The organism is Streptomyces bambusae (assembly GCF_019400985.1).
GTDB lineage: Bacteria > Actinomycetota > Actinomycetes > Streptomycetales > Streptomycetaceae > Streptomyces > Streptomyces bambusae_A.
Map to the genome: position 1 here is coordinate 1 of NZ_WTFF01000111.1, position 21,889 is coordinate 21,889.

Here is a 21,889-nt window from a genome sequence, read left to right on the forward strand (position 1 = left end):
CCCGGGTCGCCGCCGCGCGCCGCGGCCAGCAGCTCCTCGACGGCCGCGGCCGTCCCGCGCCCGGTGCCGTCCTCGGCGCCCCGGGCGGCTTCCGCCAGCCACTGCTCCAGCTCTGCCCCGGCCGCCGCGTCCGGGTACCCGGAGACCACGTCGAGCAGGACGTCGGCCCCCTTGTCGGCGAGGTCGCCGACCGCCGGGGCCTCCACGCCGGCCTCCAGCATCCGCGCGCGGACGCCGTACAGGCCGAGCGGTGTCAGGCGGACCATGCCGTAGCGCGAGACGTCCTCGTCGTCCGCCTCCGCGGCGGCCGTGAACTCCTCGTCGTCCGCCTCCGCCATCAACTGCTCGTCGACCGGGCGGAACTCCACCAGCCCGATCGGCTCCAGCTGCCGGAACTGGTCGTCCAGCCGCATCATCGCGTCCGAGACCTGTTCCAGGACCTCGTCCGTCGGGTCGGCCATGTCCTCGGGCACCACCATCGACGCGGCGAGCACCGGCAGCGGCACCGGGTTCTCGCCCGCCCCGCCCTCGGCGACGGTCAGCAGGTAGAGGTTGGCGAGCACGCCGTCGAGGAAGTCCGCCTCGCGCTGCGGGTTCCAGTCGAGCCGGTCGAAGTCGATGTCGCCGCCCTCGTCGAGGGCGTCGACCAGGTCGTCGAGGTCGGGTACGGCGGCGTCCGCGAGGACGGTGTCCAGCGCGGCCAGCCACAGGTCGAGGACATCGGTGGGCGATCCCCCCGTCACCAGCGCCAGGTCCGGGCCGGGAGCAGCCGTCCCGAACTCCCCCTCGGCGTCGGCATCGCCGCCATCGCCCCGGTCACCGCCGCCGTCGTCGTCGGGGTCCGTCACCTCCACCAGGCCGGTGTCGAGGGCGACCCGCCAGGCCTCGCTCGCGTACGCCTGCCCGTCCTCGTCGGCCCCGAGTCCCAGCAGCTCGGCCGCCTGCGGCAGTTGCTCCTCGACGAGTTCGCCGCTCGCGCCGACCCGGGTGGCGGGGCCGGCCCAACGGGCCAGGCGTACGGCGCGGGAGAGCAGCGGGGCGGCCAGCGCGTCGCGGGCCAGTTCCGCGTCGGAGTGCAGCCGGACCGGCGGCAGCGTAGGGCGCGGCTCTGCGGGCATGGGTGGTTCTCCTTGCGGACTACGGACCGGCAGACGACCGGTCGGCCGACGATGTCGGAGCCGTCGGCTTCGGACCGGCCGACGGCTTCTGGCGTACGGACCCTAGGGACCTCGGGACCTAGGGGCCTAGGGACCTAGGGACTCGCGGACTTGTGGGCTTGTGGACTTGCGGGCTTGCGGGCTTGCGGGCTTACTGACTTACGACTTGCGGACCTGCGGGGACGTGCGGACGTGAGGACGTGCGGGCTGACAGACGTACGGACGTGCGGAACCGCGGGCCTACGGACCCACGGACCCACGGACCTGCGGACGCGCCGGTTCGCCGACCGACCCCCCGTCAGCCCCCGGACAGCCCGCCGGCCGAAGGGCCGCAGCCTGCGGACCTCGGCCGCCGGCCCCCGCGCGGCGGCCCCTCGGCGGCCTCGTCCCGCCCCGCCGAAGAACGGCGCGCCGCCCCAGAGTAGACGTATCCGGACCCCTCTCCGCGAGCCGGCATCTTTGGTTCATCACACAGATACCTCCCGTATGCCTTGTAGGCCTTGACAACATTGCTGGCCACGCAGGAAATTGACGCGCGTAGAACTTCCTCCCCCTCATTCACTCACCGGAGTCACTGACCATGCGCTCCTCGCATCACCGTTCCGCCGCGGTCGCGGCCGTCGTGGCCACCGCCCTGGCCACCGGCCTGCTCGCCGGCTCCGCCGACGCCGCCGAGGCGGACGCGTCCGCCGAGCCGATACGCATCCACGACATCCAGGGCACCACCCGTACCTCCCCGCTGGCCGGCAAGCAGGTCGCCGATGTCGCGGGCATCGTGACCGGTGTTCGTACGTACGGCTCGCGCGGCTTCTGGATCCAGGACCCGGACGCCGACGACAACGCCGCCACGAGCGAGGGCATCTTCGTCTTCACCAGCTCCGCCCCGACCGTCGCCGTGGGCGACGCCGTCAAGGTCTCCGGCCTGGTCGGCGAGTACGTGCCCGGCGGCCTGAAGTCGGGCAACCAGTCGGTCACCCAGATCTCCAAGCCCACCGTGACCGTGGTCTCCTCGGGCAACGCGCTCCCCGCGGCCACCGCGATCAACGAGTACACGGTCCCGGCCGAGTACGCCCCCGCGGGCGACCCGGCCGCGGAGGGCAGCATCAACGGCCTCACCCTCGACCCGACCCGCTACGCCCTGGACTTCTACGAGTCCCTTGAGGGCATGAACGTCGCGATCGGCACCTCCCGCGTCGTCGGCGCCACCGACCCGCACGCCGAGCTGTGGGTCACGGTGAAGGGCTGGGAGAACAACACCCGCCGCGGCGGCACCCTCTACGGCTCCTACGAGTCGCAGAACACCGGCCGGCTCCAGATCCAGCAGCTCGCCCCGCTCGCCCAGCAGCCCTTCCCGGTGGCGAACGTCGGCGACCGGCTGACCGGCACCACCGAGGGCCCGCTGGACTTCAACCAGTACGGCGGCTACACGCTGGTGGCCCGCACCCTGGGCACCGTGCAGTCCAAGGGCCTGGTCCGTGAGAAGACCAAGCCGCAGGCGCAGGGCGAGCTCGCGGTCGCGACGTACAACGTCGAGAACCTCGACCCGACCGACCCGCAGGAGAAGTTCGACGCGCTCGCCAAGGCGGTCGTGGAGAACCTGGCCTCCCCCGACATCCTCGCCCTGGAGGAGATCCAGGACGACAACGGCGCCAAGAACGACGGCACCGTCTCGGCCGAGCAGACGCTGACGAAGTTCACCCAGGCGATCGCGGCGGCCGGCGGCCCGGCGTACCAGTGGCGCTCCGTCAGCCCGGTCAACAACAAGGACGGCGGCGAGCCCGGCGGCAACATCCGCCAGGTCTTCCTCTTCAACCCGGCCCGGGTCTCCTTCACCGACCGCGCCGCGGGCGACGCCACCACCGCGACCGGTGTGACGCTGGAGCAGGGCAAGGCCGCCCTGACGCACTCCCCCGGCCGGATCGACCCGGCGAACGCCGCCTGGAACGACAGCCGCAAGCCGCTGGCCGGCGAGTTCGTCTTCCGCGGCCGGACCGTCATCGTGATCGCCAACCACTTCGGCTCCAAGGGCGGCGACGAGAGCCTCACCTCCCACCACCAGCCGCCGGCCCGCTCCTCGGAGGCCAAGCGGCTGCTCCAGGCGCAGGCGGTGAACGGTTTCGTCAAGGAGGTCCTGGCGACCCAGAAGAACGCGAACGTCGTCGTCCTCGGTGACATCAACGACTTCGAGTTCTCGGCGACCACCAAGGCCCTGACCGACGGCGGCGCGCTCTTCCCGGCGATCACCTCGCTGCCGAAGTCCGAGCGCTACTCGTACGTCTTCCAGGGCAACTCGCAGGTGCTGGACCAGATCCTGACCAGCCCGGCGATCAAGAAGTTCACGTACGACAGCGTGCACATCAACGCCGAGTTCGCCGACCAGAACAGCGACCACGACCCGCAGGTCCTGCGCTTCCGCCCGTAACCGCGGACCCGCACGACCCCGCACGATCCCCGCACGACCCCGCACGGCGGGTGGACCCGGTCTCCGGCCCGGGCCCACCCGCCGTGCCTCGTTCCGCCGTGCCGCCTTCCGCCGTGCCCCCTCCCGGCGCACTCCTGGCAGACTCGGCCCATGCCCACGCCCCCGGTCTTCCGCCCCGCCACCCGCGCCGATCTGCCCGCCGTCCTCGCCCTGTTGGCCGACGAGGACCAGGTGGTGGACCCGGCCTCGGTCACGGTGGGCGAGGCCCACGAGCGGGCTTTCGCCGCCGTCGACGCCGACCCGCGCAACGAGATCATGGTCCTGGCCGAGGGGAGCGGCGCCGCGACCGTGCTCGGCTGCCTCCAGCTGACGTACATACCGGGCCTGGGCCAGGGCGGCGCCGAGCGCGCGCTGGTGGAGGCCGTACGTGTCCGCGCGGACCGGCGCGGTACGGGACTCGGCGCCCTGCTGATGGAACGGGCGGCCGAACGGGCCCGCGGACGCGGTTGCGCCCTGCTCCAGCTGACCAGCAACAAGCGCCGCGCCGACGCCCACCGCTTCTACGAGCGGCTCGGATACGCACGCAGCCACGAGGGTTTCAAACTGCCGCTGGCGCCGTAGGCGTGGACGTTTTCCGCCTGGGTGGGGGACTTTGTACCCTGGCGTGATCCTCGACACATCTGCCCGCAAACGGCCGGTTGTGGTGTTGAGTGTCTGCACGCGCGATCCCGCACGGTTGCGCACCGCCCGTACTCCCCCGGAGGACCCGCGTGTTCCCCTCCATCTCCCTCGTCCAGGAAGTCGGCTTCGCCGTGCTGCTGGTCGCCGCGCTCGTCTGGGTGATCGGCCTGGGCCACGTGCTGTGGGGCAGCCGCCTCCACAGGCCGGCAGGGGGCGAGGCCGAGGGTCTTGATCCCGGCCTCCCCGACGGCCGCTGCGACACCGACGGGCTCACCGCCATCCCCCGGCAGCGCGGCCGCGCCTCGCACCCGATGGAGCGCGTCCAGCTGACGGAGGCGGAGGAACAGGCCTTCGCCGGCCTGGTCCGCTCCCTCCCCCGCCACTGACGCCACCCCCGCGCACGCGCCGAAGCCCCCGGTCCGGCGAAGCGGTCGGACAGGGGGCTTCGGACAGGGGGCTTGCGCACGCGCCCGGGGACCGGGCGGCGGGCGTCAGTTGTGGTTGTGCAGGATTTCGTTCAGGCCGCCCCAGACCGCGTTGTTCGGGCGGGCCTCGACGGCGCCGGTGACCGAGTTGCGGCGGAAGAGGATGTTGTCGGCGCCCGAGAGCTCCAGGGCCTTGACGACCTGGCCGTCCGGCAGGGTGACGCGGGTGCCCGCCGTCACGTACAGACCCGCCTCCACGATGCACTCGTCGCCGAGCGCGATGCCGACGCCGGCCTCGGCGCCGATCAGGCAGCGCTCGCCGATCGAGATGATCTGCTTGCCGCCGCCGGACAGGGTGCCCATGGTGGAGGCGCCGCCGCCGATGTCGGAACCGTCGCCGATGACGACGCCCGCGGAGATGCGGCCCTCGACCATGGAGGTGCCGAGGGTGCCGGCGTTGAAGTTGACGAAGCCCTCGTGCATGACGGTGGTGCCCGCGGCCAGGTGCGCGCCGAGGCGGACCCGGTCGGCGTCGGCGATGCGCACGCCGGCGGGAACGACGTAGTCGGTCATCCGCGGGAACTTGTCGACCGAGGTGACCTGGAGGTGCAGGCCCTGGGCGCGGGCGTTCAGCCGGACGGCCTCGATGCTGTCCACGGCGACCGGGCCCAGCGAGGTCCAGGCGACGTTGGTGAGCAGGCCGAAGACGCCGTCCAGGTTCTGGCCGTGCGGCTTGACCAGGCGGGTGCTCAGCAGGTGCAGGCGCAGGTACGCGTCGTGCGCGTCCAGCGGCTTGTCCTCCAGGGAGGAGATCACGGTGCGGACGGCCACGACCTCGACGCCGCGGACCGCGTCCGTGCGGATCGCCTGGGCCACGGCGGCGCCCAGGAGCTCCACCGCCTGCTCGGGGTCGAGGCGCTCGGTGCCGGCCGGGCCGGGCTCCTCGACCAGCTCGGGGGCCGGGAACCAGGTGTCGAGCACGGTGCCGTCGGGGGTGAGGGTGGCAAGGCCGGCGGCGACGGCGCCGGTGGTACGCGTAGCAGTCATGCCTGAACGCTAACCGGCGACGGCCCGTACGGGCGAACCGGTCTCATGTGCCGGTCGCCCGGGTCGCCGCACCAACCGCGCCCCCATGATCAGCACGGTGGCCCCGGCCACCGCGCCGAGCCCCGCGCACAGCGGCCACAGCAGGCCGGGCGCGGCGGCGTACAGCGATCCGCCCAGCGGCGCGGCGAGCACCACGCCGCTGACGGAGACCCCGGCGTACAGGCTCTGGAAGCGGCCGACGGCGTGCTCGGGGGCCTCGTCGGCGACGTAGGCGGTCGCGGTGGTCTTGTAGAGGATCTCGCCGAGGGAGATGAGCACCATCATCGCGACGGCGGTGGCGACGCCCGCGCCGAGCAGCAGCACCGCGTAGCCCGCGGAGACGAGCAGCAGGCCGGTGCCGATGAGGTGCAGCGGGGACCGGCCCAGCAGGGCGAGGGCCGCGGGGATCTCCAGGAGCAGGATGACGCCGCCGTTGACGGCGATCAGGAGGCCGTACGCGCGGGTGTCCATGCCGTGGTCGGCGAGGAACGCCGGGAAGGTGGAGTACTGCTGGCGGTAGACCACGTCGATGACGAGGATCGCGGCGAGCAGGACGAGGACGGCGGGCCGCGCGCGCAGTTCCCGCCACACCCCGCCGCGGCCCAGACCCCCGTCCGGGGCCGCGGCGGTGCGGGCGGCGCCTCGGGCCGGTACGACCCGGGCGGTCCAGAAGGCGAAGAAGAGGGTGCCGAGGCCGTCCATGACGAACAGCCAGTCGTACGAGAGGGCGGTCGCGACCAGGGCGCCGAGTGGCGGGCCGAGGGTGAAACCGCCGTTGGAGACGGCGCGTACGAGGGCGAAGGCCTGGCGGCGGGTGCCCTCGGGCACGGTGACGGCGACCAGGGCGGCGTTGGCGGCGCGGACCACGCCGGAGGCGTACTGGGCCGCGGGCAGGGCGAGGTGGAGCAGGGCCAGGGGCAGGAGCGGCAGCAGCAACAGGACGGCGCCGCCGAGCGCGGAGGCGGCGAGCAGGACGCGGCGGTGGCCGAACCGGTCCCCGTACCAGCCTCCGGTGAAGTTCCCGGCGACCAGGCCGATGCCGCCGAGGCCGACGACGACCCCCGCCTCGGCGGTGCCGAGGCCGCGCGGACCGGTCAGGTACACGAACACGAAGACGAAGGTGAAGCTGACGACGGCGTTGACGAAGACTCCGCCGGCCAGCAGCCACACCGCCTTGGGCACGTCCTTGAAGCCTTTCGGCACGAGATCTCCCCCGGAGTCGGTCCCCTGTAAATCTGTAAGTTCCTTTTGGGAACTGACTATGTCAGCATGGCAGCCTCGGGGTCAACGAGAAAGAGACCGTGAGGACGGTGGCCATGGCCCAGCGAACCCGGCTCGGCGAGGCCGACTGCTCCATCGCCCAGGCGCTCGACGTGGTGGGCGACTGGTGGACGCTGCTGATCGTGCGGGACGCGGCGCGCGGTCTGCACCGCTTCGAGGAGTTCCAGCAGGAGCTGGGGGTCTCCCGGAAGGTGCTGGCGGAGCGCCTGAAACTGCTGGTCGAGGCGGGGGTCCTGGCGCGCGAGCCGTACCAGGACCGTCCGGTGCGGCACGCCTACCGTCTGACCCCGCGCGGCCGAGCGCTGCTGCCGGTCCTGGTCGCCCTCCAGGACTGGGGAGACACCTGGATCCTGGGAGAGGGAGAGATGACGGCGACGACGGGCGCGGCCTCGCGCGAGGCGGAACGCGTGCACGCACTGAAGGGGACCCGGCTGCCGGAGCTGACGCTCCCCGACACGACGGGCGAGCCACGCGACCCGGTCGCGGCCGGCACCCCGTTCACGGTCCTGTACTGCTTCCCCGGCGCCTACGCCCGCGCCGAGTCCTACCCGCCCGGCTGGGCCGGGATCCCGGGCGCGCGCGGCTGCACGCTGGAGTCGTGCACCTACCGCGACCAGCTGGCCGAGTTCGCGGCGGCGGGGGCGACCGTGCACGGGGTCTCCACGCAGCGTCCGGACGAGCAGCGCGACTTCGCGGCGAAGGAACGCCTGCGCTTCCCGCTCCTGTCGGACGCGGACCTGGACCTGACGGCGGCCCTTCGGCTGCCGACGTTCCGGGCGGGGGGCACGAGCCGGCTCAAGCGCCTGACCCTGGTGGTCGACCGGGACCGGACGGTCCGCGAGGTCCTCTACCCGATCCAGGACATCGAGGCGAGCGTGGCCGCGGCCCTGGCGGCGGTCCGCAGCGGGGGCTGACCGGGTCCGCACCCCCGGCCCCGGCGGGGCGGGATGCCCTAAGCCCCCGGCCGGGCGGGCTCGGCCCCTGCCGGGGCCGGGCGGGCTCAGCCCCCGGCGGCGCCCAGCACCCGCCGCAGGATCTCGCGGGTGTACGGCTCGTCGTACTCCGTGTCCGTCAACAGGACCTGGAGGCAGATCCCGTCCATCACGGCCACCAGGGCCCGCGCCGTGACCGGGTCGGTGCGGTCCGCCAGGATGCCGGCCATCGCCTCGCACCACTCGGCGGCCACCGGGCGCAGCGCGGGACGGCGCAGGGCGGCCAGGTACAGCTCGTACTCCAGCTCCGCGCGGCCCCGGTCGGCCGCGAAGACCTCGCCCAGCAGCCCGGCCAGCGCCGTGGCCAGGTCCGCCTCGGGGTCGGCCACCGCCGGGCTGCGCGCGATCTGTGCGGCGAAACCCTCGTTGGCCCGGCGCAGGGCCGCGACCAGCAGGTCGTCGAGGGTCTTGAAGTGGTACGTGGTGGAGCCGAGCGGGACGTCCGCCTCGGCCGCCACCGAGCGGTGGCTCAGCCCCGCGATGCCCTTCCGGGCCACCACCCGGATCGCCGCGTCGACGATCCGCTCGCGCCGGCCGGGGTCGTAGCGCCGGACCGCGCCCGCGGCCATCAGTGGGCCCCCTGGAGGTTGAGCAGCACCACCCCGGCGATCACCAGCAGGATTCCGGCGATCTTCACCGCACTGGCGGACTCGCCGAGGAAGAACATCCCGATCGCGGCGATGGCGGCGGTGCCGACGCCGGCCCAGATCGCGTACGCGGTGCCCACCGACATCGACTTCAGGGTCTGGGCGAGCAGGCTGAAGGCGATCAGATAGCCGGCCAGGGTGCCCAGCGAGGGCCACAGCTTGGTGAAGCCCTCGCTGTACTTCATGGCGGTGGTCCCGGCGACCTCGGCGGCTATGGCGGCGGCAAGCAGAACATAGGGCATGTGTACGAGCGTACACAGCGCTGCGTACGCCCGTACACATCCCCGTACGGGTACCGGAACACATCCCCGTACGGGTACCGGACAGCGAGGAGGACCCCCGGCCGGAGCCGGGGGTCCTCCTGGGCGTGCGCGCGACGGTGCGGGGCGGGGTCGACCCGCCCTGCGACGCGGCGGTGTCAGACGTTGAAGCCGAGCGCGCGGAGCTGCTCGCGGCCGTCGTCGGTGATCTTGTCCGGGCCCCACGGGGGCATCCAGACCCAGTTGATCCGGAGCTCGTTGACAATGCCCTCCGTGGCGGACTTCGCCTGGTCCTCGATGACGTCCGTCAGCGGGCAGGCCGCCGAGGTGAGCGTCATGTCCAGGGTGGCGATGTTCGCGTCGTCGATGTGGATGCCGTAGATCAGGCCCAGGTTGACGACGTCGATGCCCAGCTCGGGGTCGACCACGTCGTAGAGGGCCTCGCGGACCTCGTCCTCCGTGGCCGGCTTGATCGACGCCTCGGGCGCCGCGTTCTCGGTCATGCCGTCTTCCTTTCCGCGTCACCCATCACCTGGGCCGTCGCGTCCTTCCACGCCATCCAGCTCAGCAGGGCGCACTTCACCCGCGCCGGGTACTTCGAGACACCGGCGAACGCGACCGCGTCCTCCAGCACCTCCTCCATCGCCTCGTCGGGCTCGACCCTGCCCTTGGACTGCATCAGCTCCAGGAAGGTGGCCTGGATCTTCTGCGCCTCGGCGAGGTCCTTGCCGACCATCAGCTCGTTCAGCACGGACGCGCTGGCCTGGCTGATGGAGCAGCCCTGGCCCTCGTAGGAGACGTCCGTCAGCGTCTCGCCGTCGTACTTCACGCGCAGGGTGATCTCGTCGCCGCACGTCGGGTTGACGTGGTGCACCTCGGCGTCACCGTCGCGCAGGCCTCGCCCGTGCGGGTGCTTGTAGTGGTCCAGGATCAGCTCCTGGTACATCGAATCCAGCTTCACAGCGGCCCCGTCGTCATCCGAAGAAGTTGCGTACGTGCTCCAGGCCGTCGATCAGCGCATCGACGTCCGCCGGAGAGGAGTACAGATAGAACGACGCTCGCGTGGTCGCGGGAATTCCGTACCGCAGGCAGACCGGGCGCGCGCAGTGGTGGCCCACGCGGACCGCGATGCCCTGCTCGTCCAGGACCTGGCCGACGTCGTGCGGGTGGATGTCGCCGAGTACGAAGGAGATCGCCGCGCCGCGGTCCTCGGCCGTGGTGGGGCCGATGATCCGCAGGTCGGGGACCTCCTGGAGGCGCTTGACGGCGTACTCGGTGATCGCGTGCTCGTGCGCGGCGATCTTGTCCATGCCGATCGCGGACAGGTAGTCCACGGCCGCGCCGAGGCCGACGGCCTGGGCGATCGGGGGCGTGCCGGCCTCGAACTTGTGGGGCGCCGGGGCGTACGTCGAGGAGTGCATCGAGACGGTCTCGATCATCTCGCCGCCGCCGAGGAACGGGGGCAGGTCCTCCAGGAGCTCCTGGCGGCCCCAGAGCACGCCGATGCCGGTCGGGCCGCACATCTTGTGGCCGGTGAAGGCCACGAAGTCGGCGCCGAGCGCCTGCACGTCCAGGGGCATGTGCGGAGCGGCCTGCGAGGCGTCGATCAGCACCAGCGCGCCGACGTCCTGCGCGCGCCGGACGATCGCCTCGACCGGGTTGACGGTGCCGAGCAGGTTGGAGACCAGCGTGAAGGAGACGATCTTCGTCTTCTCCGTGATGACCTCTTCGATGTTCGACAGGTCGAGCCGGCCGTCGTCGGTGAGGCCGAACCACTTCAGCTTCGCGCCGGTGCGCTGCGCGAGCAGCTGCCACGGGACGATGTTGGAGTGGTGCTCCATCTCCGTGATGGCGATCTCGGTCTCACGGTCGACCCGGTAGGGCTCGTCGGCCCAGCCGAGCATGTTCGCGACCAGGTTGAGCGACTCCGAGGCGTTCTTGGTGAAGATCACCTCGTCGCGGCTCGGTGCGTTGATGAAGGCGGCGACCTTGTCGCGGGCGCCCTCGTACAGTGCCGTGGCCTCCTCGGCGACCAAGTACACGCCGCGGTGGACGTTCGCGTTGTGCCGCTCGTAGTACTCGTTCAGCGCGTCGAGCACCTGGCGCGGCTTCTGCGAGGTCGCCGCGGAGTCCAGGTAAACGATCTTCTTCCCGTCGTGGACCACACGATCCAGCAGGGGGAAGTCCTTGCGGATCGCCTCGATGTCGAGGAGGCCGGGCATCTGTGTCACGCCGTCGCGCCACCCTTCACGTAGGACTCGTAGCCCTCGGCCTCCAGCTTGTCGGCGAGCTCGGCGCCGCCGGACTCGGCGATGCGGCCGTTCGCGAACACGTGCACGAAGTCGGGCTTGATGTAGCGCAGGATGCGCGTGTAGTGGGTGATCAGCAGGGTGCCGACCTCACCGGTCTCGCGGACGCGGTTGACGCCCTCGGAGACGATGCGCAGGGCGTCGACGTCGAGGCCGGAGTCGGTCTCGTCGAGGATTGCGATCTTCGGCTTGAGCAGCTCCAGCTGGAGGATCTCGTGGCGCTTCTTCTCACCGCCGGAGAAGCCCTCGTTGACGTTGCGCTCGGCGAAGGCGGGGTCCATCTGGAGGCGCTCCATGGCCTCCTTGACCTCCTTCACCCACAGCCGCAGCTTGGGGGCCTCGCCGCGGACGGCGGTGGCGGAGGTGCGCAGGAAGTTGGACACCGAGACGCCGGGGACCTCGACCGGGTACTGCATGGCGAGGAAGACGCCGGCGCGGGCGCGCTCGTCGACGGTCATCTCCAGGACGTCCTCGCCGTCGAGGGTCACGGTGCCACCGGTGACGGTGTACTTCGGGTGACCGGCGAGCGAGTACGCCAGGGTGGACTTGCCGGAGCCGTTGGGGCCCATGATGGCGTGCGTCTCGCCCTGCTTGACGGTCAGGTCGACGCCCTTGAGGATCTCGCGGGAGCCGTTCTCCGTCTCGACGGAGACGCGCAGGTCGTTGATTTCAAGCGTTGCCATGGGTGCCTCAGGACTCCTGGGAGAGGGAGACGAGCACGTCGTCCCCTTCGATCTTTACGGGGTATACGGGGACGGGGCGCGTGGCCGGAAGCCCGGACGGCTTGCCGGTGCGCAGGTCGAAGCTGGAGCCGTGGAGCCAGCACTCGATCGCGCAGTCCTCGACCTCGCCCTCCGAGAGGGAGACGTTCGCGTGCGAGCAGACGTCGTAGATCGCGAACACCTCGCCCTCGGTCTTGACGACGGACATCGGCGTGCCGTCGAGTTCCACCCGCTTGGGGGTGTCCTCCTCCAGCTCGCTCAGCGCACAGACCTTGACGTAGGCCATCAGACGGACGCCTCGAGCTCGGCCTCGATCTTGGCGATCAGGCGCTCTTCGGTCTCGGCGACGCCGATCTGCTGGACGAGCTCGGCGAAGAAGCCGCGCACGACCAGGCGACGGGCCTCGCCGGCGGGGATGCCGCGGGCCTGGAGGTAGAAGAGCTGCTCGTCGTCGAAGCGGCCGGTCGCCGAGGCGTGGCCGGCGCCGACGATCTCGCCGGTCTCGATCTCCAGGTTGGGCACGGAGTCGACCCGCGCACCGTCCGTGAGGACCAGGTTGCGGTTCATCTCGTAGGTGTCGGTGCCCTCGGCGGTCTTCTCGATGAGGACGTCGCCGATCCAGACGGCGTGGGCGCCGTCGCCCTGCAGCGCGCCCTTGTAGACCACGTTGGACTTGCAGTGCGGGGCGTCGTGGGTGACCAGGAGGCGGTGCTCCTGGTGCTGGCCGGCGTCGGTGAAGTACAGGCCGAGCATCTCGGCCTCGCCGCCGGGGCCGGCGTAGCTGACGCGCGGGTGGATGCGGACGACGTCGCCGCCGAAGGTGACGACGACCGACTTGAAGCTCGCGTCGCGGCCGATCAGCGCGTTGTGCTGGGAGGTGTGGACGGCGGTGTCGTCCCAGTCCTGCACGGACACGAAGGTGACCTTGGCGCCGTCGCCGACGAGGATGTCGACGTTGGCGGCGCGCACGCCGTCACCGGTGTGGTCGATCACGATGATCGCCTCGGCGAACGGCTTGACGTCGAAGACGGTGTGCCCGAAGGTCGTGCCGCCCTCGCCGTGCAGGGCGATGCGGATCGGCTCGGCGAGCACGGTCTCCGTCGGCACGGTGACGACCGTGGCCTTGGCGAACGACGAGAAGGCCTGGGCGGCGACCCGGTCCACCGGGGTGCCGGCCCTGCCGACGCGCGCGTCGCCGCGCTCCACCGACTCGACGGTGACGCCCTCGGGCGCGTCGATCTGGACCTTCATGGTGCCGTTGGCGACCGCGGTGCCGTCGTGGAGTCCGCGCAGCCGCTCCAGCGGGGTGAAGCGCCACTCCTCCTCGCGGCCGTGCGGCACGGGGAAGTCGGCCACGTCGAAGGACGGGGGCGCGCTCATCCGGGTGGCGACGGTGGACTCGGCGGCCACCGCGATCGAACCCGTGGTGGTGGAGCCCACGGGGATGTTCTGAGCCTCAGCCATGGCTGTCGTCTTGCTCTCTTCCTGCGTCGTGCGTCAAAGGGGCCTTGCGCTGCGGATGCGGGGCCGGACTAGCCGACCGCGCCCTCCATCTGCAGCTCGATCAGCCGGTTGAGCTCCAGCGCGTACTCCATGGGCAGCTCCTTCGCGATCGGCTCGACGAAGCCGCGCACGATCATGGCCATGGCCTCGAACTCGGTCATGCCGCGCTGCATCAGGTAGAAGAGCTGGTCGTCGGAGACCTTGGAGACGGTGGCCTCGTGGCCCATGGTCACGTCGTCCTCGCGGACGTCCACGTACGGGTACGTGTCCGAGCGGGAGATGGTGTCCACGAGCAGGGCGTCGCAGAGCACGTTGCTCTTGGAGCCGGGGGCGCCCTCGCCGATCTCGACCAGGCCGCGGTACGAGGTGCGGCCGCCGCCCCGCGCCACCGACTTGGAGACGATGTTCGAGGAGGTGTTCGGCGCCATGTGGACCATCTTGGAGCCGGCGTCCTGGTGCTGGCCCTCGCCCGCGAAGGCGATGGACAGGGTCTCGCCCTTGGCGTGCTCGCCCATCAGGTAGACGGCCGGGTACTTCATGGTGACCTTGGAACCGATGTTGCCGTCGATCCACTCCATGGTCGCGCCCTCGTACGCCACGGCGCGCTTGGTGACCAGGTTGTAGACGTTGTTCGACCAGTTCTGGATGGTCGTGTAGCGGCAGCGGCCGCCCTTCTTGACGATGATCTCGACCACGGCGCTGTGCAGCGAGTCCGAGGAGTAGATCGGGGCGGTGCAGCCCTCGACGTAGTGGACGTAGGCGTCCTCGTCGACGATGATCAGCGTCCGCTCGAACTGGCCCATGTTCTCGGTGTTGATCCGGAAGTAGGCCTGGAGCGGGATCTCGACGTGCACGCCCTTCGGCACGTAGATGAAGGAGCCGCCGGACCACACGGCGGTGTTCAGGGAGGCGAACTTGTTGTCGCCGACCGGGATGACGGTGCCGAAGTACTCCTTGAAGAGCTCCTCGTGCTCCTTCAGCGCGGTGTCGGTGTCGACGAAGATGACGCCCTGCTCCTCCAGGTCCTCGCGGATCTGGTGGTAGACGACCTCGGACTCGTACTGGGCGGCGACACCGGCGACGAGGCGCTGCTTCTCCGCCTCCGGGATGCCGAGCTTGTCGTACGTGTTCTTGATGTCCTCCGGCAGGTCCTCCCAGGACTCGGCCTGCTTCTCGGTGGACCGCACGAAGTACTTGATGTTGTCGAAGTCGATGCCGGAGAGGTCGGAGCCCCAGGTCGGCATGGGCTTCTTGTCGAAGAGCTTCAGGCCCTTGAGGCGGAGCTTCAGCATCCACTCGGGCTCGTTCTTCTTCGCCGAGATGTCGCGGACCACGTCCTCGTTCAGCCCGCGCTTGGCGGCGGCACCGGCCGCGTCGGAGTCGGCCCAGCCGTACTCGTACTTGCCCAGACCCTCGAGCTCAGGGTGAGCAGTCTCCGTGGTCATGCGGGGTTCCTCCCGGCCGTGCTTGCAGATGCTGATGTGGTGGTCTGTGATGTGCCCGCGCTGCGCGGAATGAACGTCGTGCACACCCCGTCGCCGTGGGCGATCGTGGCGAGACGCTGCACATGGGTCCCGAGCAGGCGGGAGAAGACCTCGGTCTCCGCCTCGCACAGCTGCGGGAACTGCTCGGCGACGTGTGCGACCGGGCAGTGGTGCTGGCAGAGCTGTTCTCCGCTGTGCGGACCGGGAGCGCTCTTGGCCGTAGCAGCGTACCCGTCCACGGTCAACGCCCTGGCAAGGGCCTCGGTCCGTCCCTCGGGGGCTGCCGCGTCGACGGACTTCCGGTACGCCTCCGCCTGCGCGGCCAGCCGTGCCCTGGCGAACGCCGCGACCGCGGCCTCGCCCTGCTCGCCGCCGCCGGCGCACTGCGCGATCCAGCGCAGGGCGTCCGCGGCGAGCGCGTCGTAGGACTGGTCGAAGGCGTCGCGGCCGCAGTCGGTGAGCGCGAAGACCTTGGCGGGCCGGCCCCGGGTGCGCGTTCCGTACACGCGCTGCTCACGGGGTGCGACCACGTCGTCGGCGACGAGCGTGTCGAGGTGGCGGCGGACGGCGGCCTGGGTGAGGCCGAGACGCTTGGCGAGATCGGCGACGGTGGACGGACCGTGGTCCAGGATCGACCGCGCGACCCGGTTGCGGGTTGACCGCTCCCCGGTCGCGAGCTCCCCTTGCGGGGCCTCGATCAGCCGTTCGCCGTTTTTCACAACGCCATTGTTGCGTAATTAGCCGAGCCCCGACAAGCCGTGACGGACGCCACGGGCGGTGGCCTCCATCACTAAGGGTTACCTAACCAATCGACGGAGAGTCACCGCCGCGGGGAGGCCGAGCAGCGCATTCCGGCCGCATTCCCGGCCGCTTCCCGGCCACTCCCCGGCCGCTCCCCGGCCGCCGCCCGCCCCTCACCCCGCGCCCGAGGCCCTCTTCCGCGGCTCCGTAGACTCACCCGCATGAGCAACGACCCCGCCGTGGTGATCCGCGGACTGGTGAAGCGGTACGGCGCCAAGACCGCGGTGGACGGACTGGACCTCGACGTCCCCGCGGCCGCGGTCACGGCGGTCCTCGGCCCCAACGGTGCGGGCAAGACCACCACCGTGGAGACCTGCGAGGGGTACCGCCAGCCGGACGCCGGCAGCGTCCGCGTCCTCGGGCTCGACCCGGTCGCCGACGCGGCGGCCCTGCGCCCGCGGATCGGCGTGATGCTCCAGTCCGGCGGGGTCTACTCCGGCGCCCGCGCCGTGGAGATGCTCCGCCACATGGCGGCCCTGTACGCCGACCCGCTCGACGTCGGCGCCCTGGTGGAACGGCTGGGGCTGGGCGGCTGCGGCCGCACCCCCTACCGCCGGCTCTCCGGCGGCCAGCAGCAGCGGCTCTCCCTCGCGATGGCCGTGGTCGGCCGCCCCGAGCTGGTCTTCCTGGACGAGCCGACGGCGGGCCTCGACCCGCAGGCGCGCCGCGCCACCTGGGACCTGGTCCGCGAGCTGCGGGCCGACGGGGTGGCCGTCGTCCTCACCACGCACCACATGGACGAGGCCGAGCAGCTCGCCGACGAGGTCGCGATCATCGACGCCGGCCGGGTCATCGCCCACGGCAGCCCCGAGCAGCTGTGCCGCGGCGGCGCCGAGAACACCCTGCGCTTCACCGGCCGCCCCGCCCTGGACCTGGCCTCGCTGCTCAAGGCCCTGCCGGACGGGACGCAGGCCGCGGAGCTCCTCCCCGGCGCCTACCGGGTCACCGGGGACGTCGACCCCCAGATGCTGGCCACCGTCGCCTCCTGGTGCGCGCAGCACGGCGTGATGCCGGACAGCCTCTCCGTGGAGCGGCACACCCTGGAGGACGTATTTCTCGAGCTGACCGGTAAGGAGCTGCGCGGATGAGCGCCGGCACGTTCACCCCCCGGCCGGGCGCGGCGCCCGTGTCGCGCATGATCGCGGCGCAGACGGCGCTGGAGACCCGGATGCTGCTGCGCAACGGCGAGCAGCTGCTGCTGACGGTGATCATCCCGGCGCTGCTGCTGGTGCTGTTCTCCGCCGTCGACATCGTCGACACGGGAGCCGGCAAGCCGGTGGACTTCCTCGCACCGGGCGTGCTGGCGCTCGCCGTGCTGTCGACCGCCTTCACCGGACAGGCGATCGCCACCGGCTTCGACCGCCGCTACGGCGTGCTGAAGCGGCTCGGCGCCTCGCCGCTGCCGCGCTGGGCGCTGCTGACCTCCAAGACCCTGTCGGTGCTGGTCACCGAGGTGCTCCAGGTGGCCCTGCTGACGGCGATCGCCTTCGGGCTGGGCTGGTCGCCGCAGGGCGACCCGCTGTCCGTGGCCGCCCTGCTGCTGCTGGGTACGGTGGCCTTCTCGGGCCTGGGCCTGCTGATGGCCGGCACCCTCAAGGCCGAGGTGACGCTCGCCGCCGCGAACCTGGTCTTCCTGCTGCTGTTGGTCGGCGGCGGGGTGATCGTGCCGCTGGAGAAGTTCCCCGACGCCGTGCGGTCGGTGCTGTCCCTGCTGCCGGTCTCGGCCCTCTCCGACGGCCTGCGGGAGGTCCTCCAGCACGGCGCCGCCCTGCCCTGGCGGGACGTGGCCGTGCTGGGCGCCTGGTCCGTCGCGGGCCTGGGCGCGGCCGCCCGCTTCTTCCGCTGGGAATGACGCCGCCGGAGTCCGTCAGGCCCTGTGCGACTCGCCGGTAGCAAGGGTGCTTCCGTCGGACCGGACCTTCCCGCGAGGATGTACGCCTGACCACATGATGACCACATGAGGTGACGCCGGGGGGCGGCATGGCGGGGCGAGAGGCCGTTCTACGGCTGGACGGGGAGTGGGCGCGGATCCGCGCCGGGGACGGGTTCGCCGGTCCCGAGGAGCAGGAGCGGCTGCTGGCCGAGCTGATCGCGGCCCTGCGCGAGCCCGCCCGGACCGATCCCGAGTGCGCGGCCCGGCTGGGGCTGCGGCTCGGCGACCTGGCGGCGCGCCGGTTCGCGGCGGGCGACCGGGCGGGGGCGCTGTCCGCCGTGGAGGAGGGGCTGCGGCACGCCCAGCAGGCGGCCGGGCACCACCCGGAGTACGCGCGTTGGTACGCCCGCGGCCTGATCAACCAGGGGGTGTGGCTGGCCTGGCCGCTCAGCGACGCGCAGCGGCTGCCGAAGTACCCGCTGGGGCCGGCCGGCGAGGAGGGCCCGGGCCCGATGGAGCGGGCGGCCGGCGAGCGGGCCCGCGACCTGACCCGGTCCGCCGTGGAGGTCTGGGCGGGGCTGGACCAGCAGGACCCGGTCAACCACCGCGGCCTCGCGCAGGCCAAGGTCTTCCTGGGCGACCGGTGCGCGGAGCTCGGGCGGACCGAGGAGGCCACGGCCTGGGCGGTGGACGCGGAGGCCGGCTTCCGCCGGCTGCTGCTGGTGAGCGAGGACCCCGGGGCGCTCCAGGAGGCCGAGGAGGCGCTCGCGCACCTCGGCCGCCAGCTGGAACTGCGGCTGCGTTTCCTGTCCTGCGAGTCGCTGGGCCGGCTGCGGGCCCGGAGCCTGCTGCCCGAACGGCTGCTGCCGCAGGCGGTGGTCGCCGCCCGGATCCAGGGCGCCGCGCCCGGGGAGGCGGCCGCGCTGCTGGGGCTGGATCCGGAGCACGTCGAGACGATGCTGGAGGTCACCCCCTGGCTGGCGGTCTGGCGCTTCGAGGTCCGCGGCCCCGACGGGTTGTGGCAGCCGCGGGCGCATCCCTGGCACAGCGCCGCCGAGGTACGCAACCGTACGGCGGCGGACGTGGCGGGCGAACTGATCCGCGGGTTCACGGCGTCCGCCGCCTGCCCGGGGCCGGGCGGGTACTGGCGGCTGCACGTGTGGTGGCAGGAGGAAGGGGATCCCGCCGGGGCCCGGTTCCGGCAGCTCGTCGGCCCTGAGGCGGCCGCCACACCGCCGGGCGGCACCCCCTCGTGAATGTTTGCACAAGGCGGCGCCTACGATAGGGGCGTGTTCAACCCCTTCGCCTACCTCGCCGCGCGCTGGACCCCGTCACCCCGGATCGTCCAGCGGGCCGCACTCGCCGCCCTCACCATGACCGTGGTCATCGTCGTCACCGGCGGCGCGGTGCGACTGACCGGATCCGGTCTCGGCTGCGACACCTGGCCCAAGTGCACTGACGACAGCCTGATCACCACTCAGGCCCAGGGCATCCACGGCGCCATCGAGTTCGGCAACCGCATGCTGACGTACGTGGTCAGCGCGGCCGTCGGCTGGTGCATCCTGGCCGCCCGGTGCGCCAAGCCGTGGCGGCGCTCGCTGACCCGGCTCGGCTGGGCGCAGTTCTGGATCGTGTGCGCGAACGCGGTGCTCGGCGGTATCACCGTCCACACCAAGCTCAACCCGTGGAGCGTGGCCGGGCACTTCCTGCTCGCCACCGGGCTGATCACGGTGACGACGCTCACCTGGCAGCGCAGCCGCGAGGGCGACACGGCACCCAGGCCGCGCGTCCCGGCCCCGGTGCGCAAGCTGTCGTGGGCGCTGGTCGCCACCACGCTGGTACTGATCGCGGCCGGCACCGTGGTGACGGGCTCCGGCCCGCACGCCGGTGACAGCAGCGAGGTGCCGCGGATGCCGTTCGACTGGGAGAGCACCGCGCACGTGCACGCCGTCGCCGCATGGGTGGTGTGCGCGCTCGCCGTCGCGATGTGGCTGGTCCTGCGGGTGGTGGACGCGCCGGACGACACCCGGGCCCGGGCCCGCGACCTCATCGTCGTCCTGCTCGCCCAGGGCGCCCTCGGCTACGTGCAGTTCTTCACCCAGCTGCCCGAGGTCCTCGTCGCGGCGCACATGCTCGGCTCCTGCCTGGTGTGGATCGCGGTGCTGCGCGTCGCCCTGAGCCTGCGCGAGCGCCCGGCGGACAAGGCGGGCATCCCGGCCCAGGGCGACCCGGCGCTCTCCGCCGCGGTCTGAGCACGGCGCTCTCCGCCGCGGTCTGAGCACGGCGCTCTCCGCCGCGGTCTGAGCCCGGGGCTCTCCGCCGCGGTCCGGGCCCGGGGCTCGGCCCAGCGGTCCGGGCCCCGTCCGCTCCCAGCGGTCTCAGGCCAGCCGGTAGACGCGGCGGGCGTTGCCCGCCGCGATCATCGCGGCGACCCGCTCGGCGTCCTGCCGGGACCAGGCCCCGTCGCCGACCCAGCCGCCCAGCACCCGGTCCAGCGCCTCCCGGAACACCTGGGCGCCCACCACGTGCAGCTCCGGCAGGTGCCGCCCGCCGCTGGAGAAGAGCAGCTTGCCGAACGGCGCGAGCTCCAGCAGCTCGGCCAGTACCTCGGCGGCCCGCGCCCCGGTGTGCGCCAGGGCGGGGCCGAGGTCGGCGTAGACGTGCGGGAAGGCCGCCGCCAGATGGGCCGCGTGCCGGTGGTACGGATACCCGTGCAGCAGCACCAGGTCCGTGCCCAGGCCGGCGGTCGCCCGGACGAAGTCCGTCAGCAGCGTGGGATCCGTGCGGTCGATCCGCTCCCGCGGGTCCCCGGCGCCGGCGTGCAGTTGCAGCGGCAGTCCGGACGCGACAGCGCTCCACAGCAGGTGGCGCAGGAGTACGGGGTCCCGTACGGCCCCGCCCTTGGGGCGCGCGGCCAGCCACCGTCCGGCCGCCCCGTGCACCTCGCCGGGTCCGGGCGGCTCGGGGGCGAAGGCGAGGGCGGTGCCGTGTCCGGCGCCGGTGCCGCAGGTGAAGGCCACCGCCGTCGCGGCGGCCGCGTGCAGGGCCCCGGCCAGGTTGCCGAGGAAGGCCTCGGCGGTGCCGGAGGTGTCGGCGATCTGCTCGGCCAGCTTCTCCAGCCGCACGATCTCGTGGGCCTCGGCGTCGCCCGCGAGCGCCAGTTCACCCGGACCGGTCAGGTCACCCGGTTGGCCCGTGTCCACCAGATAGGTGGCGATGCCGGAGCCGCGCAGCAGCCGGCGGCCGGTCTCCATGACACCGAGCTCGCGCCGCCGGGCCAGATAGCGGGCGGGCGGGCAGTGCGGCTCCAGGCCCAGCAGGGGCGGGCACCAGCGCCGTACGGCGAAGCCGGTCTGGGTGTCGAAGAAGGTGGTGCCGGCCGCGGGCGGCCGGCCGGAGCTGGTCAGCTGGGCCTCGAAGGTGCCGAGGCCCAGCTCGGTCCGGAGCACTCCATGGCAGTACTGGTCCACCAGGGGCGGCGTTTCGATCATCCGGTCATCCCGTTGCGGACGTGGGGCGGGCTTGCGCGCTTCCACACGTCCTAACGGGTGACGGGGGTGTCAGGTGTTGCTCGTGCTGTTGACCGAGCGGCCATCCGCCCGGAGGGGCGGGACACGCCTAAGCGCTCCGCTGGAAGTGCGGTGATGAAACCGCGGGCCGGTGGGGGCTGGTCGCGCCCACGCGGCGGAGCCGCATACGCAGACAGCCCCGCGCCCCTGACGGGGCGCGGTACCGCACCGGACTTCGCTGAGCCCGCTCAGGCCTGATCGGCGGGCTTGGCCGACTCGTCCTCGGCCTTGTCGTCAGCCTTGTCCTCGGCGGGCGTCTCGGCCTTGTCCTCAGCCTTGTCCTCGGCGGGCGTCTCGGCCTTGGGCTCGGCCTTCTCCTCGGCCTTCTCCTCGGCCTTGGGCTCGGCGGCGGGCTCAGCCTCAGGCTCGGCCTTGTCCTCGACAGCCGGCTTCTCCTCGGCCTTCGGGGCCGCCTCGGCCACCGGGGCGTCGGCCTTCTCGGCAGGCGCCGCAGCCTTGGGAGCGGCCTCGGCCGGCTTCGGCGCGGCCTCGGCGGCGGCCGGCGCGGCCTCTGGCTCTTATTACACATCTGTCGCTGCCGACGAGCTTACGCGTTTTGATATAGGGGGTCCGGTGAGCTATAGAACTAGTAAAATCTCATCATATCTGCGTTAGTAGTGCACTTGTACATGGACGGTCACTTATTACGAGTGAGTGTCAACACTACTAGGTCGTGT

23 protein-coding genes are annotated in these 21,889 nt (G+C 72.1%); 8 read left to right on the top strand and 15 right to left on the bottom strand.

Going from position 1 to position 21,889, the window contains the following annotated elements; genetic code table 11:
- The coding region (locus tag GPJ59_RS17100; protein WP_219668008.1) for a hypothetical protein at positions 1-1,118 on the bottom strand (1,118 nt) is incomplete at its 3' end.
- A 619-nt stretch (positions 1,119-1,737) separates the two neighbouring features.
- Between GPJ59_RS17100 and GPJ59_RS17105 the strand changes: the two genes are divergently transcribed.
- The 3 genes from GPJ59_RS17105 to GPJ59_RS17115 all read left to right on the top strand — a co-directional run bounded on the left by GPJ59_RS17105 (position 1,738) and on the right by GPJ59_RS17115 (position 4,646).
- Entirely contained in the window at positions 1,738-3,579 is a 1,842-nt protein-coding gene (locus GPJ59_RS17105) for an endonuclease/exonuclease/phosphatase family protein (RefSeq protein ID WP_219668009.1), read from the top strand.
- A gap of 150 nt (positions 3,580-3,729) precedes the next feature.
- The gene (locus tag GPJ59_RS17110) at positions 3,730-4,200 is read left to right on the top strand and encodes a GNAT family N-acetyltransferase (protein ID WP_219668010.1); all 471 of its coding nucleotides are present in this window, start codon (positions 3,730-3,732) and stop codon (positions 4,198-4,200) included.
- A gap of 149 nt (positions 4,201-4,349) precedes the next feature.
- A complete protein-coding gene (locus tag GPJ59_RS17115) occupies positions 4,350-4,646 on the top strand; it encodes a hypothetical protein (protein ID WP_219668011.1) in 297 nt (98 codons plus the stop codon).
- A gap of 105 nt (positions 4,647-4,751) precedes the next feature.
- Here the strand turns inward: GPJ59_RS17115 and dapD are convergent, their stop codons facing one another.
- Positions 4,752-5,732, bottom strand: a complete 981-nt coding sequence (gene dapD, locus GPJ59_RS17120; protein ID WP_219668012.1) for a 2,3,4,5-tetrahydropyridine-2,6-dicarboxylate N-succinyltransferase — start codon at positions 5,730-5,732, stop codon at positions 4,752-4,754.
- Between the two features lie 9 nt (positions 5,733-5,741).
- Positions 5,742-6,974 carry an MFS transporter gene (locus GPJ59_RS17125; protein ID WP_219668013.1) on the bottom strand — a complete coding sequence of 411 codons (1,233 nt, stop codon included), beginning with the start codon at positions 6,972-6,974 and terminating at the stop codon, positions 5,742-5,744.
- Positions 6,975-7,087: 113 nt separating this feature from the next.
- Here GPJ59_RS17125 and GPJ59_RS17130 point away from each other — a divergent pair, with 113 nt between their 5' ends.
- Positions 7,088-7,966 carry a winged helix-turn-helix transcriptional regulator gene (locus GPJ59_RS17130; protein ID WP_219668014.1) on the top strand — a complete coding sequence of 293 codons (879 nt, stop codon included), beginning with the start codon at positions 7,088-7,090 and terminating at the stop codon, positions 7,964-7,966.
- A gap of 86 nt (positions 7,967-8,052) precedes the next feature.
- On the opposite strand, the gene GPJ59_RS17135 is transcribed toward GPJ59_RS17130, so the two are convergent.
- The 10 genes from GPJ59_RS17135 to GPJ59_RS38535 all read right to left on the bottom strand — a co-directional run bounded on the left by GPJ59_RS17135 (position 8,053) and on the right by GPJ59_RS38535 (position 15,688).
- Positions 8,053-8,613, bottom strand: coding sequence for a TetR/AcrR family transcriptional regulator (locus tag GPJ59_RS17135; protein ID WP_219668015.1), 561 nt, complete (start codon positions 8,611-8,613; stop codon positions 8,053-8,055).
- A complete protein-coding gene (locus tag GPJ59_RS17140) occupies positions 8,613-8,933 on the bottom strand; it encodes a DMT family transporter (protein WP_219668016.1) in 321 nt (106 codons plus the stop codon). Before GPJ59_RS17140 ends, GPJ59_RS17135 begins: the two co-directional genes overlap by 1 nt.
- A gap of 176 nt (positions 8,934-9,109) precedes the next feature.
- On the bottom strand, positions 9,110-9,454 hold the full coding sequence (locus GPJ59_RS17145) for a metal-sulfur cluster assembly factor (protein WP_219668017.1): 345 nt from the start codon (positions 9,452-9,454) through the stop codon (positions 9,110-9,112).
- Positions 9,451-9,912: a Fe-S cluster assembly sulfur transfer protein SufU gene (gene sufU / locus GPJ59_RS17150; protein ID WP_219668018.1), complete on the bottom strand. Its 462-nt coding sequence runs from the start codon at positions 9,910-9,912 to the stop codon at positions 9,451-9,453. Before sufU ends, GPJ59_RS17145 begins: the two co-directional genes overlap by 4 nt.
- Positions 9,913-9,925: 13 nt before the next feature.
- On the bottom strand, positions 9,926-11,182 hold the full coding sequence (locus tag GPJ59_RS17155) for a cysteine desulfurase (protein WP_219668019.1): 1,257 nt from the start codon (positions 11,180-11,182) through the stop codon (positions 9,926-9,928).
- Positions 11,179-11,943 (bottom strand): Fe-S cluster assembly ATPase SufC, encoded by a 765-nt coding sequence (gene sufC, locus GPJ59_RS17160; protein ID WP_219668020.1) that lies wholly within the window; start codon positions 11,941-11,943, stop codon positions 11,179-11,181. The genes GPJ59_RS17155 and sufC overlap by 4 nt, the downstream gene beginning before the upstream one ends.
- Before the next feature lie 7 nt (positions 11,944-11,950).
- Positions 11,951-12,268 (bottom strand): non-heme iron oxygenase ferredoxin subunit, encoded by a 318-nt coding sequence (locus tag GPJ59_RS17165; protein WP_219668021.1) that lies wholly within the window; start codon positions 12,266-12,268, stop codon positions 11,951-11,953.
- Positions 12,268-13,446 carry a Fe-S cluster assembly protein SufD gene (sufD, locus tag GPJ59_RS17170; protein WP_219668022.1) on the bottom strand — a complete coding sequence of 393 codons (1,179 nt, stop codon included), beginning with the start codon at positions 13,444-13,446 and terminating at the stop codon, positions 12,268-12,270. The genes GPJ59_RS17165 and sufD overlap by 1 nt, the downstream gene beginning before the upstream one ends.
- A gap of 68 nt (positions 13,447-13,514) precedes the next feature.
- Positions 13,515-14,930 carry a Fe-S cluster assembly protein SufB gene (sufB, locus tag GPJ59_RS17175; RefSeq protein ID WP_219668023.1) on the bottom strand — a complete coding sequence of 472 codons (1,416 nt, stop codon included), beginning with the start codon at positions 14,928-14,930 and terminating at the stop codon, positions 13,515-13,517.
- Positions 14,927-15,688 carry a helix-turn-helix transcriptional regulator gene (locus tag GPJ59_RS38535; RefSeq protein ID WP_219668024.1) on the bottom strand — a complete coding sequence of 254 codons (762 nt, stop codon included), beginning with the start codon at positions 15,686-15,688 and terminating at the stop codon, positions 14,927-14,929. The genes sufB and GPJ59_RS38535 overlap by 4 nt, the downstream gene beginning before the upstream one ends.
- A 243-nt stretch (positions 15,689-15,931) precedes the next feature.
- On the opposite strand from GPJ59_RS38535, the gene GPJ59_RS17185 reads away from it, so the two are divergent.
- The 4 genes from GPJ59_RS17185 (at position 15,932) to GPJ59_RS17200 (ending at position 19,895) form a co-directional block, all read left to right on the top strand.
- The gene (locus GPJ59_RS17185) at positions 15,932-16,858 is read left to right on the top strand and encodes an ABC transporter ATP-binding protein (RefSeq protein WP_219668025.1); all 927 of its coding nucleotides are present in this window, start codon (positions 15,932-15,934) and stop codon (positions 16,856-16,858) included.
- Complete coding sequence (locus tag GPJ59_RS17190) at positions 16,855-17,622, top strand: ABC transporter permease (RefSeq protein ID WP_219668026.1); 768 nt, start codon at positions 16,855-16,857, stop codon at positions 17,620-17,622. Before GPJ59_RS17185 ends, GPJ59_RS17190 begins: the two co-directional genes overlap by 4 nt.
- Positions 17,623-17,750: 128 nt before the next feature.
- Positions 17,751-18,899, top strand: coding sequence for a hypothetical protein (locus GPJ59_RS17195; RefSeq protein WP_219668027.1), 1,149 nt, complete (start codon positions 17,751-17,753; stop codon positions 18,897-18,899).
- Between the two features lie 33 nt (positions 18,900-18,932).
- Positions 18,933-19,895: a COX15/CtaA family protein gene (locus GPJ59_RS17200; RefSeq protein ID WP_308120338.1), complete on the top strand. Its 963-nt coding sequence runs from the start codon at positions 18,933-18,935 to the stop codon at positions 19,893-19,895.
- 126 nt (positions 19,896-20,021) lie between these two features.
- Here GPJ59_RS17200 and GPJ59_RS17205 read toward each other — a convergent pair whose 3' ends face one another.
- Together GPJ59_RS17205 and GPJ59_RS17210 are read right to left on the bottom strand one after the other, a co-directional pair.
- Positions 20,022-21,134 carry an amidohydrolase family protein gene (locus GPJ59_RS17205; RefSeq protein ID WP_219668029.1) on the bottom strand — a complete coding sequence of 371 codons (1,113 nt, stop codon included), beginning with the start codon at positions 21,132-21,134 and terminating at the stop codon, positions 20,022-20,024.
- Between the two features lie 266 nt (positions 21,135-21,400).
- Positions 21,401-21,634 (bottom strand): hypothetical protein, encoded by a 234-nt coding sequence (locus GPJ59_RS17210; RefSeq protein WP_219668030.1) that lies wholly within the window; start codon positions 21,632-21,634, stop codon positions 21,401-21,403.
- Positions 21,635-21,889: the final 255 nt, after the last annotated feature.